The sequence below is a fragment of the Nocardia sp. NPDC056611 genome, assembly GCF_042792755.1.
Classification (GTDB): Bacteria; Actinomycetota; Actinomycetes; order Mycobacteriales; family Mycobacteriaceae; genus Nocardia.
Genome location: NZ_JBHTVV010000001.1, coordinates 1,466,367 through 1,483,859 on the forward strand (window position 1 = coordinate 1,466,367; position 17,493 = coordinate 1,483,859).

4 protein-coding genes are annotated in these 17,493 nt (G+C 72.2%); all 4 read left to right on the forward strand.

From position 1 onward, the window contains the following. Nucleotides 1-5 precede the first annotated feature (5 nt). Nucleotides 6-13,628, forward strand: a complete 13,623-nt coding sequence (locus tag ACFRAQ_RS06740) for an amino acid adenylation domain-containing protein (RefSeq protein WP_379094974.1) — start codon at nucleotides 6-8, stop codon at nucleotides 13,626-13,628. A gap of 72 nt (nucleotides 13,629-13,700) precedes the next feature. Continuing rightward, nucleotides 13,701-15,143: a molybdopterin-dependent oxidoreductase gene (locus ACFRAQ_RS06745; protein ID WP_379094977.1), complete on the forward strand. Its 1,443-nt coding sequence runs from the start codon at nucleotides 13,701-13,703 to the stop codon at nucleotides 15,141-15,143. Nucleotides 15,144-15,387: 244 nt separating this feature from the next. Further along, nucleotides 15,388-16,518, forward strand: coding sequence for a sensor histidine kinase (locus tag ACFRAQ_RS06750; RefSeq protein ID WP_379094980.1), 1,131 nt, complete (start codon nucleotides 15,388-15,390; stop codon nucleotides 16,516-16,518). Beyond that, nucleotides 16,515-17,120: a response regulator gene (locus ACFRAQ_RS06755; RefSeq protein WP_379094983.1), complete on the forward strand. Its 606-nt coding sequence runs from the start codon at nucleotides 16,515-16,517 to the stop codon at nucleotides 17,118-17,120. Before ACFRAQ_RS06750 ends, ACFRAQ_RS06755 begins: the two co-directional genes overlap by 4 nt. Nucleotides 17,121-17,493: the final 373 nt, after the last annotated feature.

Sequence of the window (17,493 nt, forward strand, 5' to 3'; positions counted from 1 at the left end):
TAAGCATGACGCGAGTTTCCGGCCACACCTTCCCGCTATCCCCGGCGCAGCTGGGGATGTTCTACGCCCAGCAGCTGGATCCGGCCGTGCCGTTGTCGGAGGCCCAGTACATCGAGATGCGCGGGCCGCTGGAGGTCGAGACGCTGCGGCGGGTGGCGGTGCGGGCGGGGCGTGAGTTCGGTTCGGGCGTCCTGCGGTTCGTCGAGGCCGGGGAGCAGCCGTGTCAGGTGGTCGACGCCGGGATGGAGCGCGAGATCGGGTTCCTGGATCTCACCGATCGCACCGATCCGGTCGCCGAGGCGCTGGAGTGGATGCGTGCCGACGTGGCGCGGCCGATCGACCTGTTCGGTGTGAACGCCGGGGTATCAATGGTGATCCGGGTCGGGGAGTCCCATCACCTGTGGTACACCAGAGCTCACCACCTTCTCATCGATGGATTCGGTTCGGTGACCATGCTGTATCGGGTCGCCGAGCTGTACAACGCCGCGGTGCGCGGGCAATCGGCGCCTCCCGGCACCGCGGCCTCGCTGTTGGCAGTGCACGAGGCGGAGATGGCGTACCGGGAGTCCTCCCGGTACGTCACCGACGAGCACTACTGGCGCGAGGCCACCGCGGGCATGCCCGACCGTTGCAGCCTGGTCGCGGCCACCGCCCCGGCGTGTGCGCTGGGGCGTGAGGCCCGCGCCCAGCTCGGTGACGGCACCGCCGCCCGGCTGGAAGCCGCCGCCCGCCGCTTCGATACCAGCTCGGCGACCGTGGTCATGGCGGCGGTCGCGCTCTACTACGCCCGCCTGACCGCGACGGAGGACGTGGTCCTGAGCCTGCCGGTCTCCGGCCGCACCACCGCGGTCCTGCGGCGTTCGGGCGGCATGATCGCCAATGTGGTGCCGCTGCGAGTGCCGGTGCCGCGCACCGGGCGGGTCGGCGAGGTCCTGGACGCGGTCCGGGTCGCGGCGTCGGGAGCCCTACGCCACCAACGCTTCCGCCACGAGGACATGCGCCAGGACGGTTCCCGAGGGGATGACGGCGACCGGGCCGCGGCCGGGAATGACGGGGGACGCCAGGCCGAGTTCGGGCGGGGGATGACCGGGCCGGTCATCAACATCATGTTGTTCCCGGCCGGGATCGATTTCGAGGGCGTCGAATCGAGCCTGCACGTGGTGACGTCGGGGCCGATCGAGGATCTGTTCGTCAACTTCTATCAGCACGGGGCGGGTGCGCCGATCCATGTCGACTTCGCGGCGAATCCGCGGTTGTACGACGAGGATTCGCTGGCCCGGCATCATCGCCGGTTCCTGGCGCTGCTGGATTCGCTGCTGTCGGCGGAGGCCGGGACTCCCGTGGCCGCGCTGGATTACACGGTGGCGGACGAGAAGCCGCTGCTGGCGGGCGCGCACGGGATGGCCGCACCCGAACCGCGGCTGCTGCCGGAGATCCTGGCCGCCGGTCTGCATCGGGCGGGGCCCGACGCGATCGCGGTCATGGCCGCTGATCGGCGACTGACGTACGGCGAATTGGACGCACTCTCGAATCGGCTGGCGCGCCGGATATCGCGCGCCGCCGGGTCCGGCTCGGACGCGCACGTTCTGGGCCCGGAGTCGACGGTCCTGCTCGCCCTGCCGCGCTCGATCGAGGCGGTGGTCGCCTTGTGGGCGGTGGCCAAGACCGGTGCGGCGTTCGTGCCCGTGGGCACGGCCCTGCCTGCGGCCCGGCTGGCCGATATCGCCGCCGAAGCGGGCGTGACGGTCGGTCTCGCCTGCACGGAATCGTCTGCGAAACTGCCGGATTCGATGCCGTGGATCGCCCTGGATGATCTCGTGCGAGGCGGTGGCGCGGCCTCCGACGACGCCGCGCTGTCGGATCTGCCGTTGACCGACGATGAGCTTCGTGGCCGTCCCCGGGTCGAGAATCCGGCCTACCTGGTCTTCACCTCTGGGTCGACGGGCGTGCCGAAGGGCGTGGTGGTGACCCACTCCGGTCTGGCCGGTCTGGCCGCGGCCATCGTGTCCGCGTACCGGGTGGATCCGGGTTCCCGTGTCCTGCAGTGCTTGAACCCGAGCTTCGACGCGGCGGTGCTGGAGTGGCTGATGGCGTTCGCCGCGGGCGCGACGCTGGTGGTGGCCGAACCGGATCCGGTGCTCGGCGCCGAATTGGCCGGGCTGGTCCGGGATTACGGCATCACGCAGGTGTGTTCCACCCCCGCGGTGCTGTCCACGCTGGAGTCGAACGCGCTCGACGGTGTGCGCGCGGTGTCCTCGGGCGGCGAGCCGACGCCGCCGGATATCGTGGCGCGCTTCGGGACCGGGCGGGATCTGCTGAATTCGTACGGGCCCAGCGAGACCACGGTGGCGGTCACCTACACCGGTGGCCTGGTCGCGGGCGTCCAGTCCGGTCTCGGCGATCCGATTCCGGGCGCGGGGATGCTGGTGCTGGACCGCTGGCTGCGCCCGGTGCCGATCGGCGTGGCGGGGGAGCTGTACGTGAGCGGTCCGGGGGTGGCGCGCGGGTACGCGGGCCGTCCCGGTCTGACCGCGGAACGGTTCCTGCCCGCGCCGGACGGTGCGGCCGGGGCGCGTATGTACCGCACCGGAGATCTGGTGCGCTGGACCGAGCACGGCGTGCTCGAGTACGTGGGTCGTGGTGACTTCCAGGTCAAGTTGCGCGGTATGCGGGTCGAGCTGGGGGAGGTCGACGCCGCCCTGAACGCGCACGCCGGGGTGGAGATCGCGGTGACCGTGGCGCGTCCGGGCGCCGGCGGTGGCACCGTGCTGGCCGCGTACGTGGTGCCGCACGCCGGGCACGCGATCACCGAGGCCGAGCTGCTGGACCATGCCACGCACCGGCTGCCGCCGTACATGGTGCCCGCGACCGTCACCGTGCTGGGCGCGCTGCCGCTCACCGCCAACGGCAAGGTGGATCGGCGCGCGCTCCCGGAACCCGTTGTGGCGCAACCGATCGATGCCGGGGCGGCGGCCACCGAGACCGAACGCGCACTGTGCACCCTGTTCGCCGAGGTCCTCGGCATCCCCGGGGTCGGCCCGGGCACCTCGTTCTTCGCCTTGGGCGGCGACTCGATCATGGCCATCACCCTGGTCTCGCGCGCCCGCGCGGCGGGTCTGGTCTTCTCCGCCCGCGAGGTCTTCGAGCATCGCACTCCGGCGGGTCTGGCCGCCGTGGTCACGCATCTGGAGGATCGCCACGAGCGGCTCGCCGAACTTCCGGGCGGCGGCGTCGGCCGGCTGCCGCTGACGCCGGTCGCGTCCTGGCTGTTGAGTCGTCCCGGCTGGCGGCATTTCGCGCAGTCGATGGTGGTCCAGGTCCCGGTCGGGGCCCAACCCGCGATGGTGCTGGCCGCCGTGCAGGCGGTGCTCGACCGCCACGACATGCTGCGGGCCCGCGTCGTCCGCACCGATGACGGGCTGCGATTGGATGTCGCCCCACCGGAGACCGTCGACGCGGCGAACCTGCTGACCCGAATCGACTGTGCCGCGGTGCGGGGCGTCGCGGGCGACGGAGTCGGCGAGCCGGAAGCCGAGGTCGTGATCACCGCCGCCGCGATCGATCGCGCCTTGGCGTCGGCCGTCAACCGCCTGGATCCGCGCTCGGGGTCGATGCTCGCCCTGACCTGGCTGGACGCGGGCGCGGGCCGCTCGGGACGGCTGGCGATCGCCGTCCACCACCTGGCCTGTGACGCGGTGTCGTGGCGAATCCTGCTGCCCGACTTGATGTCCGCCTGGGCGCAGGCCGTCTCCGGTACCCGGCCGGAACTGCGCGAGACGGGAACGTCGATGCGCACGTGGTCGTCCGCGCTGGCCGCGGTCGCGAACGCCGATACCGGCGGCGCGGACCACCCGGACGGTGCGGTGGTGGACCTGCCGTGGCCGAGGCGAGAACTCGGATACTGGCGCGACGTCCTGGCCGAGGCCGCTCCGATCGGACCGCGCGCGCTGGACCCGGCGGTGGACACCCACCGCACCGCCGCCCACGTCGATCTGGAAGTGCCGGAGGACGTCTCGTCGATTCTGGTCACCCGGCTCGCCGGAACCTATCGGTGCGGGGTCGAGGACGCCTTGCTGGCCGCCTTGACCATGGCGCTCGCGCGCCGGCGTGCCGGGCGCGGCGAGACCGGGGCCGCGAGCACCGTGGTCATGGTCGAGCGCCACGGCCGTGACGAGACCGCCGTCGCGGGAGCGGACCTGTCGCGGACGGTCGGCTGGTTCACCGCGCAGGTGCCGGTCCGGCTGGGACCCGTTGCCATGAACGGTGATTCGGGCTCCGACGCGGTGGAATCGGTGCTGAAGAACGTCAAGGAGCAGCTGCGTGCCGTGCCGCGCAGTGGCCTCGGCTACGGCCTGCTGCGCTATCTGAATCCCGAGACCGCGTCCGAGCTCGCCGCCTTCCCGGAGCCGCAGCTCGGTTTCAACTACCTGGGCCAGATCCCCGATATCGAGCTCGAGGGCGACTGGCTGCCGATCGCGGTCGGCGACCGGCTGGGCGGCCACGCCGACCCGTCCATGCCGCTGGCGGCGGTGCTGTCGGTGGATGCCGTCACCCTGGAGTCGGCGGCGGGGCCGCGGATCCGCGCGATGTGGCAGTACGCCTCCGATGCGATCGCCGCCGAGGACGTGGAATCGCTGTCACGCGAATGGCTTTCGGCTCTCGGCGAGATCGCCGAGCTGCTCCGGCGGCCCGATGCCGGTGGCCTGACCCCCGCTGACCTACCCCTGCTGAAGGTCTCGCAGCCCGAAATCGATGCCTGGGAACAGGCTCTCGGCCGTCTCGCCGATGCCTGGCCGCTGACGCCGTTGCAGCGCGGCCTGCTGTTCCAGGCCCACTTGGCCGAGGGTCGCTCGGACGGCTATTCGGTGCAGGCGATCATCGACGTGGAAGCCTTCCTCGATCCGGACCGGCTGCGGGCCGCCGCCGAAGCCCTGGTCCGCCGCCACGACGTGCTTCGCGCGGGGTTCATCGACTCGGATATCGGTGCCGTACAGGTGATCCCGGCCGAGGTGCCGGTGCCGTGCGAGTATCGCGAGGCGATCGGCGCGACCCCCGAGGAGCTCGACGCTCTCGCCGCGGCCGAACTGCGCGTCCCCTTCGCGGTGGACCGCCCGCCGCTCATCCGCTTCCTGTGCATCGCGGCGGGCGAGCGCCGGTTCCGGCTGGTCATCACCAACCATCACCTGATTCTCGACGGCTGGTCCATGCCGCTGCTGTTCGCGGAACTCATCGGCCTCTACGAAACCTCTGGTGACGACGCGGGTTTCGCGACCCCGGTCCCCTTCCGCACCCATCTCGAATGGCTGGCGGCCCGCCCCGCCGAACGGGCGCGCACCGCGTGGACGCGGGGCTTGGCGGGTCTCGACGGTCCCACCTTGATCGCACCCACCGCCCCGCGCGCCGCGGCCGCGACCGCGCCGGTCGCCCACGAGGTCCCGCTTCCCGAGGGCCTGCCCGACGCCCTGCGCCGCACCGCCGCCGCCTGCCAGGTCACGGTCAACACACTGGTCCAGGCCGCGTGGGCGCTGCTGCTGGCCGAGCGGACCGGAGCCACCGACATCGTCTTCGGCGCCACGGTGTCCGGCCGCCCGCCGGAACTCCCCGGCTCCGACCGCATGGTCGGCATGCTGGTGAACACCGTCCCGGTCCGGATCACTCTGAACCCGGCCGAATCCATCGCCGACCTGCTCACCCGCGTCCAGCACGAACAGGCCGCCCTGGCCGAACACCAGCACCTGGGCTTGGACGAGATCCACGCCGCCACCGGACTCGGTCAGCTCTTCGACACCGCCACGGTGTTCGAGTCCTACCCGGTCGACGCGGCCACCCTGGCCGCCGCCACGCGCCATGCCGACCTCGCCGTCACCAACCTGCGCGCCCAGGACGGCACCCACTACCCGCTCTCGCTGGCCGCCTACGCCAATGACGGCCTCCGCCTCGAGCTCACCCGCTCGCCTCGCTATTTCGATGCCGACCAAGCCGATTCGCTCGCCGAGTCCCTGTCCCGCCTCCTCGTCGCGCTGACCGGACGGTCGACCCACCGCATCGCCACGGTCACCGGCGCGGCCCCGGGTGCCGATGCCGCGATCCGCCACGGCCGGCCCGCGAGCACGCCTCGCCTGCTACCGGACCTCTTGGGTTCCGGCGCGTCCCCGAACGCGGTCGCGATCCGCGATGCCTCCCCGCTCGCCGCCGGGGTGGACGGTGCAGCGCCCGTGGCTGCGGGAGTGGACGGCACCGCGCCCGTGGATGCCGGAGTGGATGCCGCGGCGCCTGTGGATGCCGGAGTGGATGCCGCCGCACCCCGTGCCGTGGAGTCCGACGCGACGGGCACGGGTCGGTTGGTGGACGCTCGGCTCGGCCGGAACGTCCACGAACTCACCTACGGACAACTGGAGGCGGCGGCGAATCAATTGGCGCGCAGGATGATCGCGGAAGGAGCCGGGCCGGAGCGGACCGTGCTGGTCGCCTTGCCCCGGTCGATCGAGTCCATGGTCGCGGTGTGGGCGATCGCGAAGACCGGTGCGGCGTTCGTCCCGGTGGACATCACCCAGCCCGTCGCGCGGACGAGCGCGATCGCCGCGGAATGTGGTGCGGTACTGGGAGTTACCGGTGCGGTCCGGGAATCGGACGGGGCGGGCGCCGAGCTGCCCGGCGAGGTGGAGTGGCTGCGGATCGACGATGCGCGGTTCGCCGCCGAGTGCGCCGCGCTGTCCGGCGAGGCGGTCACCGATGCGGATCGCGCCGCGCCCTTGCGTCCGGAGCACGCGGCCTATGTCGTGTTCACCTCCGGTTCCACGGGCACGCCGAAGGGTGTCGTGGTCTCGCATGCCGGGCTCGCCGACATGGTGGCAGCCACGATGGCGCGCGGCGGGATCACCGCCGATGCGCGTGTCCTGCATTGCGTGAACCCGGCTTTCGATGCCGCGATGCTGGTGTGGATGTCCGCGTTCGCGGCCGGGGCGACGCTGGTCGTCGCGCCGCCGGAGGCGAGCGCCGGAGCCGAACTGGCCGCGGCGATCCGCGCGGGCGCCGCCACCCACCTGGTCTGCACACCGAGCGTGCTCGGCACGCTCGACGCCGCCGACCTGGACGGGGTCGGAAGCGTCATCATGGGCGGCGAGGTCTGCCCGCCCGCCCTCGTCACCCGGTTGGGTGCCGGTCGCGCACTGGTGAATTCGTATGGACCGGCCGAAACCACCGTGGCCGCGAGCTTCGGCGACGCGATGACGCCCGAGACATCCGCCCTGGTGGGCACGCCGGTGCCCGGAACGACGTTGCAGGTGCTCGACGGGTGGCTGCGCCCGGTGCCGATCGGCTCGGTGGGCGAGTTGTATGTGCGTGGCCCCGGGTTGGCGCGTGGCTATGCGAGCCGCGCTGCGCTGTCCGCGAGCCGGTTCGTCGCCGACCCGTTCGCGGCCGGTCAGCGCATGTACCGTACTGGCGACCTGATGCGCTGCACCACAACGGGTTTCGAGTACGCGGGGCGCACCGACTTCCAGATCAAGATCCGCGGGATCCGGGTGGAGCCGGGTGAGGTCGATGCCGTCCTGCTGACGCATCCGCAGGTGGAGGCCGCGGTGACGGTAGCCCGCAGGAATCCGGCCGAGGCGATGACATTGTGCTCGTATGTCACCCTCGACGCCCCGGTCCCGGTCCCCGACCTGCTGGCGTGGGCGGCGAACCGGCTGCCGCGTTATCTCGTGCCCGCGACCCTGCAGGTGCTCCCGGAGCTGCCTCGCACCGTGTCCGGCAAGGTTGACGCGCGCGCCCTCCCGGAACCGTCACTGGTCCAGGCGGAATACGTCGAGCCGACGGGTACGGCGTCGACCGTCGCCGCGACTTTCGCCGAGGTGCTGGGTTTGGACCGCGTCGGCGCCCGCGACGACTTCTTCGCCCTCGGCGGCGATTCGCTCATCGCGACCCGCGTCGCCGCCCGCCTGGCCGCGCACCTGGACCGCACGGTCCCCGTCCGGCTGCTGTTCGAGGCCCCGGTGGTCGCCGAGCTCGCCGACCGCCTGACCGCTACCGAATCCGACACCGCCGCACCGGCTCTGACCCGGGCCGAGCGCCCAGCCCTGGTTCCCCTCTCCCCGGCGCAGCAGCGCATGTGGTTCGTGAACCGCTTCGACCCGGCGTCCCCGGCCTACAACGTGCCGGTGGCCCTGCGCCTGACGGGCCACCTGGACCATGCCGCTCTGCGCGCCGCACTCCACGACGTCCTGGACCGCCACGAAACCCTGCGTACCGTCTACCCCGACATCGACGGCGTCGGCATGCAGCACGTCCTCGACGCCGGCGAGGTCCCCCTCGACCTCGAGCCGATTCCGGTGACCCCGGACGCGCTGCCCACGGTGGTCGCGGAAACCATCGGCGACGGGTTCGACGTCACTGCCGCTGTCCCACTGCGCGTTCGCGTGTTCCGGATCGACACCTCCGCCGGTGACGTGAACGACCACGTCGTCGTCCTCGTCGCCCACCACATCGCGACCGACGGATTCTCGATGGCGCCGCTGACCCGGGATGTGGCCGCCGCCTACGCGACCCGCGCGGCCGGTGAAGTCCCCACCTGGGCGCCGCTGCCGGTGCAGTACGCGGATTACACCCTGTGGCAGCGGGATCGCCTGGGCGACGAGGAGGATGCCCGCTCATCGGCCGCCCGGCAGGTCGCCTACTGGTCGGACACGCTGGCCGGGGTGCCGGATCATCTGGAGCTGCCGACCGACCGTCCGCGCCCGGCCCGCGCCTCGCATCAGGCGGCCGAACACACCGCGCGCGTGGACCGCACCGTGAGCGACGCGATCGACCGGTACGCCCGGGAGCATCGGGCGACGCCGTTCATGGTGGTGCACGCGGCCCTGGCCGTGCTGCTGGCCCGGCTCGGCGGGACCGCCGATGTCGTGGTCGGCACCCCGGTGGCGGGCCGTGGCGTGCGCGAACTCGACGACCTGGTCGGCATGTTCGTGAACACGCTGGTCCTGCGCACCGACGTCCGGCCCGCCGAGGGCTTCGGAGCCCTGCTGGATCGCGTGCGCGACACCGATCTGGCGGCGTTCGAGCACGCCGACGTGCCCTTCGAGCGGCTCGTCGAGGTGCTGTCCCCGGCCCGCTCGGAGGCCCGCCACCCCTTGGTTCAGCTCATGCTGGTGTTCCAGAACCTGCCCATGCCCGAACTGCGGCTGCCCGACCTGACCGTGGCCCCGCTCGAACTGCCGCAGACCAACAGCCGATTCGACCTGAGCCTGACCGTGATCGGCGATACCGACGGCCTGGAGCTGCGCTGCTGCTACGCCACGGACCTGTTCGACGCCGCCACCATGACCGATTTCACCGACCGGTTGGTCCACCTGCTCGGTGAGATCACGACCGAATCCCCGCGCCCGGTCGGCGATCTGGACCTGCTCACCCCGGCGGAGCAGGACCGGCTCGGCGGCGGCCGCGCCCCGGTGACGCCCCCGCGCACCCTGGCCGAGATCATGGCCGACGCCGTCGCCGCCAACCCGGACGGCATCGCCGTGGTCTGCGGCGACCGGAGCCTGACCTACCGCGAACTCGATGCCCGCGCGGACCAGGTGGCCCGACGGCTCGCGGCTGCGGGCGCCCGCCCGGAAACCCTGGTGGCCGTGGGTATTCCGCGCTCCATCGAATCGGTGGTGGCGGTCTGGGCCGTCGCGCGCACCGGCGCGGCCTTCGTCCCCGTGGACCCGGCCTACCCGCCCGACCGCATCGCCCGCATCATCGACGTGTCCGGGGTGCGCCTCGGTCTCACCGTCACCGACCAGCGCCACCGCCTGCCCGGCGCCGTGCACTGGTGGTGCCTGGACGAGCCCGACGCCGACGACAACCCGCCCGAACTCGCCGGAATCCCCAGGAACACCGCCAATCCCGCGTACGTGATCTTCACCTCGGGATCGACCGGCGCGCCCAAGGGCGTGGTGGTGTCCCACGCGGGACTCGCGAATCTGGCTGCCGCCCAGCGGGAGCGGGACGAGATCACCCGCGATTCCCGCGTCCTGCACGTCGCCTCGCCCAGTTTCGACGCCTCGGTCGTGGAGCTGCTCATGGCCGTCGGCGCGGCCGCCACCCTGGTCGTGGCGCCGCCCACCGTCTTCGCCGGACTCGAACTCGGGGAACTGCTGTCCCGCGAACGCGTCTCGCACATCGCCCTCACGCCCTCGGCCCTGGCCACCGTGGACCCCGCGGGCCTGGACGACCTGCGTCTGATCGTCACCGGCGGCGAGCCCTGCCCGCCCGAGCTGGTGACGGCATGGGCCGCCGAGGGTCGCGGTCACTTCAACGACTACGGCCCGACCGAGGCGACCGTGTGGGCCGTCGGCGGGGCCGTGCGCTCCGGTGAGCCGGTCACCATCGGCATCCCCGCGCCCGGCGTGCGCGCCCTCGTCCTGGACGAGCGGCTGCGCCCGGTCCCCGACGGCGTGGTCGGGGAACTGTATCTGGCCGGAATCCCGCTGGCCCGCGGGTACTTCGGCCGCTACGACCTGACCGCCGCCCGCTTCGTCGCCGACCCGCACGGCGTGCCGGGGGAGCGCATGTACCGCACCGGCGACCTGGTGCGCCGCCGCGCCGGGAACCTGGAGTACCTGGGCCGCACCGACACCCAGGTCAAACTGCGCGGCCTGCGCATCGAACTCGGCGACGTCGAGGCGGCCATGACCGCCGACCCGTCGGTCGCGCGGGCGGTCGCGGTGGTGCGCGACGACGGCCACGGCGGCCTGCTGGCCGCCTACGTGGTCGCCGCGCCCGGAGCCGAGCCGGTGCTGGCCGAACTGAAGAAGGCTGCCGCGCACCGACTCCCGTCCTACATGGTGCCCACCGCGGTCATGGTGCTACCGGAGCTGCCGCGCACCGCCAACGGCAAGCTGGACCTGGACGCCCTGCCCGCCCCGCGGCAGGAGGCCCGCGCTCACCTGGCCCCCGAGGGGCCCGTGGAGACCGCGGTGGCGGCGGCCTTCGCCGAGGTGCTCGGCATCGATCGGGTGTGGCGCGACGACGACTTCTTCGCGCTCGGCGGCAATTCGCTGATCGCCACCCAGGTCGTGGCCCGGGTGGGCGCCGCCCTGGACGCCGCCGTGCCGGTGCGGGCGCTCTTCGACGCCCCGACCGTGGCCGAGCTGGCCGAACTCGTGGCAGCGGGCGCCGCGTCCGACCGCCCGCGTCCCGGACCGCGCCCGCGCCCGGCGCGGATCCCGTTGTCGGCGGCGCAACAGCGCATGTGGTTCCTCAACCAGTACGACCCGGGCTCGCCGCTCTACAACATTCCCGGCGCCTTCGACATCGATGGCGCGCTCGATGTCTCGGCGCTGCGCGCCGCGATCGACGATGTCGTGGCCCGGCACGAGACGCTGCGGACGATCTATCCGGCCGGGCCCGACGGCCTTCCGGACCAGCGGATTCTGCCGCCGACCCCGGGTTCCACACCGATCGCCGAACTCGATGTCACCGCGGACGGCATCCACGCCGCGCTGATCACCCAGCTGTCGCGGGGCTTCGACATCACCCGCGAAACCCCGCTGCGGGTGTGTGTCCTCCACGTCGGGCCGGAACGCACCGTGCTGGCGATGGCGGTCCACCACATCGCGGCCGACGGCTGGTCGATGGCGCCCTTGGCGCGAGACGTCGTGTACGCGTTCGCCGCTCGCGCCGCGGGCGTCGCGCCCGAATGGACGCCGCTGCCGCTGCAGTACGCCGACTACGCCCTGTGGCAGCACGAACTGCTGGGCGCGGAGAGCGATCCCGGCAGCCTCGCGAGTCGGCAGCTGGAATTCTGGCGCACCACCCTGGCCGGTCTGCCCGAGGTCCACGCCCTGCCCACCGACCGCCCCCGCCCGACCCTGCCGTCCGGTACCGGCGATCGCATCGAATTCACCGTTCCCGCAACCGTTCAAGACCGAGTTCAGCAGCTGTCCCGCGCCCACGGCGCGACCCCGTTCATGGTGGTGCACGCCGCCCTCGCGGTGCTGCTGGCGCGGATGTCCGGTCACCCGGACATCGCGCTCGGTTCGGTGGTCGCCGGTCGTGGCGACGGCGAATTCGATGACCTCGTGGGCATGTTCGTCAATACCGTGGTGTTGCGCTCGCAGGTCGATCCCGCCGCCGGATTCGCCGCCACCCTCGACGCGGTCCGCCGCGCCGACCTGGCCGTCTACGGCAATCTGGACCTGCCGTTCGAACGACTGGTGGAGGCGCTGGCCCCGGTCCGCTCCACCGACCGTCATCCGCTGTTCCAGGTGCTGCTGGCCTTCCAGAACGTGCGGACCGAGCGAACCGCGCTGCCGGGCTTGGCGGTCCGCCCGCTGGACGCGCCCGCGCCCGGTTCCAAGTTCGATCTCGAATGGATGCTGGCCGAACAGTTCGGCGCCGCGGGGGAGCCCGCGGGGATGACCGCCTCCCTCACCTTCGCCACCGACCTGTTCGACCGCTCCACCGCCGTGGCCATGGCCGACGGCTTCCTCGCGATCCTGGACGCGATGACAGCCGATCCCGTGGCGGCGGTCGGCGCCATCGAGGTGGCCGGGGCAGGGCTGCCGGCGCTGACGTCGACTCCCCACGAGAAGCCGAGCCAGGTGGCGCAGGCTCCGGTCCATCGCGGCTATCGGGCCGCGCGAACCGAGGAGGAACGCATCCTCGTCGCCGCTTTCGAAGCCGTGCTGGAGGCTCCGCGAGTCGGTGTGGACGACAACTTCTTCGATGTCGGCGGCACCTCGATGGGCGCGGTCCGCGTCGTCACCCAGGTGCGGGAGGCGACCGGCCTTCCGATGGCGCTGCAGTGGATGTTCCTCGATCCCACCCCCGCCGCGCTGGCGCGACGCCTCGGCGAAGCCGCCGCGCAGCCGGGCGTGGAGCAGTCGATGGGGGTGCTGCTGCCGATGCGCCCGCAGGGTGACGGTGCCGCGCTGTTCTGTGTGCATCCGGCCATCGGATTGGCCTGGTGCTACGGCGGATTGGTCCGCCACGTCGACGGTGCGCACCCCATCTACGGCATCCAGTCTCCGGGTGTGACCGACGGCGGGACGGCCGACCGCACCGTGCGCGACCTGGCCGTGCGCTATGCCGAGGAGATCCTTCGCGTGCAGCCCGAGGGCCCCTACCAGCTGCTCGGCTACTCGGCGGGCGGTCCGCTGGCGCACGCCACCGCGGTCGAACTGCGCCGCCGGGGTGCGGAGGTGCCCTCGCTGATCATGCTCGACTCCCGCGCCGACGTCGCCGTACGTGACGACACCGCCATTCCGCCGCTGTCGCTGCTGCTGGCCGAATTCGGCGGCATCGACATCCCGCCCGGACTCGACGACCTCACGGCCGACCGCGCCGCCGAACTGCTGGAGTCGGCCGGAATCAGTTTCTCCGCAACCGAACTGGAGAACGTCTACGGGGACATGTGTCATCTGCTGCGTCAGATCGCCACCCACGAGCACGAGGTTTTCGACGGCGACCTGCTGTTCATCGCCGCCTCGGGCAACCCGGACCCCATCCCGAACGTCAGCACCTGGCAGCCCTACATCGCGGGCCGGATCGACCACCGCCCCGTCGAATTCGGGCACAACCGGCTCACCACCCCGGAGGCGTGGGAGGAGATCGGCCCCATGGTCGCGGCGTATCTGAGCCGCTGATCCTGGCCGCGATCCGGTCGGCTGGGGAACAATGGGCCCGGAAACCCGGTCGGCTACGGAAGGTTCGGAGAAGTGTCGGTGAAGGGGACGGCGGACGAGAAGGGGCTGCTGCACGCGGTCGCGGTGGGGGTGGGCGCGCTCGGCGCGGGCGAGCTGCTCGCCGCGGCGCGCGGCGGCTCCATGCTCGACGGAATCGGGCGGCTGGCCGCCGATTACGCGCCCGTGCCGGTGGTCGAGACCATGGTGGCGCAGGCCGGGGACCACGACAAGGAGATGACCCGGCTCGGTGTCGCGCTGTGGGGTGTGGGCGCGGCCGTCGGCACGGCGCTGCTCCCACCGCGACTGCGCACCCCCGCGGCCGCCGTGTTCGGCGCCGCCACGGCGGCCGCGGCCCTGCGCAGCACCGACCGCTCGGTGCCCGGGGCGCTCGGCGCGGTGGCCGCCGCGGCCGTCCTGCGGGCCGGACTGCGCAAGCCCACCGGGCACGGATTGTTGTGGGCCGCAGCGGGAACCGGCCTGATCGCCGCCGCCGAAACGCTGGTGCGACGCCAGGATCAGCGGCACCGGGAACGGGCCCGCCGGGTCGGCCCGATGGGCGCGCACGTCCCGGTCCCCGACGACGGCATCGGCAGCGAACCCGGCCTGACTCCGTTGATCACGCCCGTGAGCAAATTCTATGTGGCGGACGTGAATTCGCGGGCCCCGCGCATCGATCCCGCCGACTGGCGGCTGTCCATCGGCGGCCGGGTCGCCCATCGGCTGCGGCTGTCGCTGGCCGATCTGGCCGAGCAGGCCGTCGAATTCGACGCCGTCATGGTGTGCGTGCACAACACCGTCGGTTCCGGCCGCTGCGCCAATGCCCGCTGGCTCGGCGTCCCGCTGACCGCGCTGCTCGACCACGCCGTCCCCGAATCCGGTGCGACCCGCCTGGTCACCCGCGCCGTCGACGGCTACACCATCTCGCTGCCGCTGGAACCGCTGCGCACCGGCGAATGGCCCGGCTACCTGGTCATCGGCATGAACGGGGAGCCGCTGCCGCCCGAACACGGCTTTCCCGCACGGGTTTTCGTGCCCGGCATCTACGGCCAGTACTCGGGTGCGAAGTGGGTCGGCGAACTCGAGCTCACCGACGACAGCCACGTCGACTACTGGTGGAAGCGCGGCTGGCCCGCCGAACCGCTGTGGGTGCGGCCGCAGGCCCGCATCGACGTCGCCTCCGGCGGCGGCGCGGGCGGCGGCAAGTTCACCGTCGCGGGTGTGGCCTGGGCCCCGCCGCACGGGGTCGCCGGGGTGGAGATCCGGATCGGCGAAACCGACTGGCTGCCGGTGGAACTCGGCTCCGAACTGGCTCCCGCCGCCTGGCGGCGCTGGCGCACCATCGTGGATGTGCCGCCGGGCACCCACACCATTCAGGCCCGCGCCATCAGCCGCTCCGGCGAGGTCCAGGACGCCGAGGAGCGCCCGCCGTTCCCGATCGGCCCGGGCGGTCTGCACAGCGTCACCGTCACGGCCTGATCGTCGCCCCGCCCATGACATCTGTCATGGGCGGACAGTGACGAACCGAGGATGCGCGGCAGGTCGCGGCGGGTGACGGTATTCGTGTGAATCTCACCGCGTGTGGCTCGTGCCGCGTTGCCCCGAGCCGGTGCCGCCGGCTGCCCCGATGCTGTCCCTGAGCACTGTCATGCCGTCTCGATCCGCCGTACTACCGCACGCTGACCGGCGACGATCGGTATGGGCTCGGGTAGCGTCCCGCGGTGTGGACGCGGAAGAGGCGGGTATTCGGCGACGGCGACGGTTCGGGACGCTGCTCGCGGCCGTGTGGGCGGTATACCTGTTCGACCCGCTGCGACAGGGCTGGCAGCTCGAGAATCCGGTGGCCCGCGCGTACACGATCGCGGTGATCGTCGCCTTCGGCATCGCCTACGTCGCGTCCTATTGGCTGCTGGTGCGCGGCCCGTCCGACCAGGGCTGGCCGCCGCGGCCGCCCTGGCCGGCGGTGGCCGGATCCCTGGCCGTGCAGGCGGCGCTGATCGCGGCCGCGGCGGTCACCCTGCACTCGCAGATGCTCGGGCTGGGCGTCTACATGGCCTCCTACATCGCGTTCACGCTGCCGGTGCGGCGGGCGGCCCCCCTCGAACTCGCGTTGATCGTGGTGTTCGCGGTGCTGCCGCAACTGCTCACCGGGCAGCCGCCCGCGTACTCGCTGATGCAGTCGATCGTGTTGGCGGCCTTCGCGGTCGGCGGGATCCGGGTGATCCTGCAACGCAATCACGAACTGCACATCGCCCGGCAGCAGCTCGCCGAACTGGCCGTGGCGGAGGAGCGGCTGCGGGTCGGGCGCGACGTGCACGACATCCTCGGCCACTCGCTCACGGTCATCACCGTGAAAACCGAATTGGCGCAACGGCTCATCGACGTCGCCCCCGAGCGCGCGAAGACGGAGATGGCGGATGTGGAACAGCTGGCGCGGGAGGCGCTGGCCGGAGTGCGCTCGACCGTCGGTGGGCTGCGGGCGGTTTCGCTCGCCGGCGAGCTGACCACTGCCCGCACCGCGCTCGACGCCGCCGAAATCGAGGCCGTGCTACCGGATCCCGGCGAACTGCCATCGCGGCACAGTGTCGTGTTCGGCTGGGTGCTGCGTGAGGCCGTCACCAATGTGGTGCGGCACAGCGGCGCGGCGCACTGCTGGGTCCGGGTCACCCCGAACAGCATCGAGATCGCCGATGACGGCGTGGGCCCGCCCGACTCGGCCCGCACCGGATCCGGCCTGTCCGGACTGCGCGAGCGGGTCCGGGCCACCGGCGGCGAACTCACCCTGGGCGCGCGCCCGGACGGCGGCTTCCGGGTGCTGGCAAGCTTCCCGGAGACGATCAAGGAGCCGGAATGATCAAACTGCTGCTCGCCGACGACCAGGCTCTGGTCCGCGGCGCCCTGGCGGCCCTGTTGAGCCTGGAACCCGACCTCGACGTGGTCGCCGAGGTCGGCCGCGGCGACGAGGTGCTCGCCGCCGTCGAGCGCACCACCCCCGATGTGGCCCTGCTGGACGTGGAAATGCCCGGCTTGGACGGCATCTCGGCCGCCGCCCTGCTGCACGCCGCCCACCCGGCGGTCCGCATCCTGATGGTCACCACCTTCGGCCGCCCCGGCTACCTGCGCCGTGCCATCGACGCGGGCGCCTCCGGCTTCGTCGTCAAGGACACCCCCGCCCGGGAACTCGCCGACGCCGTCCGCCGTGTCCACCTGGGCCTGCGCGTCGTCGACCCGGCCCTGGCCACCGAAACCCTCACGGCCGGAACCTCACCCCTCACCGCCCGGGAACGCGAGGTTCTCGCCGCGGCCGCCGACGGCGCGACGGCGGGCGCCATCGCCAAACTGCTGCACTTGTCCGAGGGCACGGTCCGCAACCATCTGTCCTCCGCCATCGGTAAAACGGGCACCCGCACGCGCGCCGAAGCCGTCCGAGCGGCCGAGCGTCTCGGCTGGCTCTAGCATCCGGGGCATTAGCTGAATCATGACCACGGGTGGCACATTGTGGGAAATGTTCTGAAATGGGCCACTTTCTCAAGTTTGCCGGGTTAGGTTCACGGCTACACCGGACAGTCGGTGAGGAAGCGGAAGTCGGAGGACACCATGGGAATTCTCAGCCTGATCGCGGGGCTCGCGCAGATGGTCATCGGCACCATCGTGGCCAACACGGGTTCGGGTGGGACCGGCTCCGGCTGGTGAGTGCGCCGGGTTCGGCTCACCTCAGGTGAGCCCGAACCACACAAACCGCCCCCCCCGCGGATACCCCGGGGGCCCTGGGTACCCCCCCACGAGCCCGGGGCGGAGCGGCGGCCCCCCCCCCCAGGCTCGTATAAAA

Bases quoted from the DNA above. Each gene is read 5' to 3' on its own strand.
- ACFRAQ_RS06740 (WP_379094974.1), top strand. From the start codon at position 6: ATGACGCGAGTTTCCGGCCACACCTTCCCGCTATCCCCGGCGCAGCTG.
- ACFRAQ_RS06755 (WP_379094983.1), top strand. From the start codon at position 16,515: ATGATCAAACTGCTGCTCGCCGACGACCAGGCTCTGGTCCGCGGCGCC.